General features: G+C 49.0%; 2 protein-coding genes. One reads left to right on the top strand and one right to left on the bottom strand.

Going from position 1 to position 2,239, the window contains the following annotated elements:
* A partial coding sequence (locus A3729_RS19090; RefSeq protein ID WP_068634187.1) for an aldehyde dehydrogenase family protein occupies positions 1-1,033 on the top strand: 1,033 nt, incomplete at its 5' end.
* A 78-nt stretch (positions 1,034-1,111) separates the two neighbouring features.
* Here the strand turns inward: A3729_RS19090 and A3729_RS19085 are convergent.
* The coding region (locus A3729_RS19085; RefSeq protein ID WP_304439737.1) for an ATP-dependent helicase C-terminal domain-containing protein at positions 1,112-2,239 on the bottom strand (1,128 nt) is incomplete at its 5' end.

Below are 2,239 nucleotides of genomic sequence, written 5' to 3'. Positions count from 1 at the left end.
CAAGGGTTATTCAGGCATGAGTAAGCGAGTACCGATTGGCCCTTGCTCGTTTATCAGCCCTTTTAATTTCCCTTTGAACTTAGCCGCCCATAAAATTGCACCCGCGATTGCAGCGGGATGCCCATTCATACTCAAACCAGCCAGTTTAACCCCTGTGGGTGCTTTGTTAATTGCCGAGGTGCTTGCAGAAACGAATCTACCTGAAGGCGCATTTTCTGTCTTACCTTGCCATCGGGAAGGTGCCGGATTATTTACAGAAGATGAACGTTTGAAGTTACTAAGCTTTACCGGCTCACCAGATGTGGGCTGGGCCTTGAAAACTAAAGCAGGCAAAAAGAAAGTCGTCCTCGAATTAGGGGGAAATGCTGCTTGTGTCGTGGACCAGGATGCTGACATCGACGACGCCGTAGCGCGAATCGTTTTTGGTGCGTTCTACCAATCGGGGCAAAGTTGCATCGGTGTGCAGCGGGTTTACGTCCATGAAGAAATTTATCCGCTATTTAAAGATAAATTACTAAACGCTACGCGAGCACTGAAAATGGGTGACCCGAAAGATCCTTCAACCTTTATTGGCCCCATGATTTCGGAAGGCGAAGCTAAACGCCTGCAAGACTGGATTGACGAGGCAGTAGAAGCTGGCGCAAAGCTTTTATGCGGTGGCAAAAGGGAAGGTGTCATGATGCAAGCCTCCTTACTAGAAAGTGTTGGGAAAGGACAAAAGCTCCGAGAAGAAGAGGCCTTTGGGCCAGTAGCGATTCTTGAACGTTTTAATGACTTCGACGCGGTGCTGGAAGAAGTTAACGATAGCAAGTTCGGTCTGCAGGCAGGGATATTTACACGGGACTTATACAAGGCGAATAAAGCATGGGATATCCTCGAGGTTGGAGGCGTCATAATCGGCGATGTACCGTCCTGGCGTGTTGACCATATGCCTTATGGCGGAGTGAAAGACAGCGGCCTGGGTCGTGAAGGTATTAAGTATGCAATCGAAGACATGACTGAACAACGTTTACTGGTGATTCGCACGCCATAAATTGGATATATGATGCCCATAGGCAGAGGGTTTCATCCCCCTTGCGAGCCTCGGATGGATCTGCACAGGTTTTGGGCTTCACTTTCGCTTTATCGAACGTCCGGCTTTTTCTTCTAATGGCTTATCTGGCCATCTGTGTTTGGGGTAGCGGCCCTTCATATCCTTAGCGACTTCAAAGTAAGAGCTGTTCCAAAAGTTAGCGAGATCACTGGTGGTCTGGATAGGCCTCCTGGCCGGTGACAGCAATTCAAAACGTAAGGGAACGCGACCTTCAGCCAGGGTCGGAGAGCTTAGCTCGCCAAACACCTCTTGAAGCACAACTGAAACTGTTGGGCCTTGGTCACTGTCGTAGCGAATTGGAACACGTTTCTGACTTGGTGTTTGGTAATGCGTTGGGGCTTCGCTTTCGATGCGCTGCTGATCATTCCAGTCCAGGCAGCTTTTCACTAGCTCAAGAATGTTTACTTTTTTAAGTGCGTTCATACTGCTGACGCTAGATAAATAGGGTAGCAGCCAAGTCTCGATATCGTCGATTAAGCTTTGTTTTGACAAGCTTGGGAAGTTTTCAAGGTGTTGTCCTAGCCAGCTTGCTCGGGCCAGCCAGTCATCGCATTGCTGCGTCCAGTTTAAAACGCTTAAGCCTTGTTTCTTGACCAGCTGAGCCAGGCATTGGGTGAAGGCATCGTTTGGAATATTGCTGATGACTTGGCTATCTATGGTAATCGCGCCAATACGGGTTTGCATAGAGCCCGTTATTTTCTGCGTTTTAGGGTTGATCTCGAAACGTTCTTCTTCGTTGATATGCTCGGACAAGACTTCGAGAGCTGAGGCTTTGTCAATGGCTGCCGCGCTATAAATCCGGCCCTCTTTCTTCTGTGCATCGCAGTCAGCAATGACTAACCAAGGCTCATCAAAGAGTGAATCGTCTTCGTTGAGGTAAGCGCCTTTACCGTTCGCCATCAAATATTTGCCGTCTCCTGCTTGGCGCTGTTTGGCCAGTCGCTCAGGGAAGGCGATGAGTAAGAGTTTGCCAAGGTCTGCAGGGTAGATAGTCGGCTCAATATCTGCTTTCGAAGCGGCTAATTTTGCTAATTGCTTTTGCAGCGACTGAGTGCTTGAGAAGGCTTGCTCGACTCGTGAACGATGGAAGGCGTAGTCTTTAAGGGACTGTGCTTTGTCTCGGCCAAAATCCGACAGCGCGTTGAG

The sequence above is a fragment of the Oleiphilus sp. HI0043 genome (genome assembly GCF_001634935.1).
Note: the sequence above shows the minus strand (reverse complement) of the source record. Positions and strands in the feature narration are given on the sequence as shown.